1 protein-coding gene is annotated in these 238 nt (G+C 62.6%); it reads right to left on the bottom strand.

Going from position 1 to position 238, the window contains the following annotated elements; all coding sequences use genetic code 11:
• Positions 1 to 238: Ig-like domain-containing protein (locus tag QQF40_RS17085; protein WP_285462044.1), on the bottom strand; the 238-nt coding region annotated here is incomplete at both ends.

Raw genomic sequence — 238 nt, 5'->3', positions numbered from 1 at the left:
GCCGTTGACGGTGCTGCCATTGGCCGTCTCGCCATCGGTCTCGGACAGAACCGGTGCATCCGGCGCAGTGGTATCGACTGTCAGCGTGAACTCGCCAGACGGCGCGCTCACATTGCCGGCTTCGTCAGTCGCGGTGACGCTGAAGACGTGGTCGCCATCGGTGAGATCAGTGCTCGGGGTATAGCTCCAGCTGCCATTGGCATCTGCCACGACCGTATCAACGACTTCGCCGTTGTGG

This window comes from Cobetia sp. LC6 (genome assembly GCF_030264805.1).
In the GTDB taxonomy this organism is placed as follows: Bacteria; Pseudomonadota; Gammaproteobacteria; order Pseudomonadales; family Halomonadaceae; genus Cobetia.
This window is presented reverse-complemented; position numbering and strand designations above follow the sequence as displayed.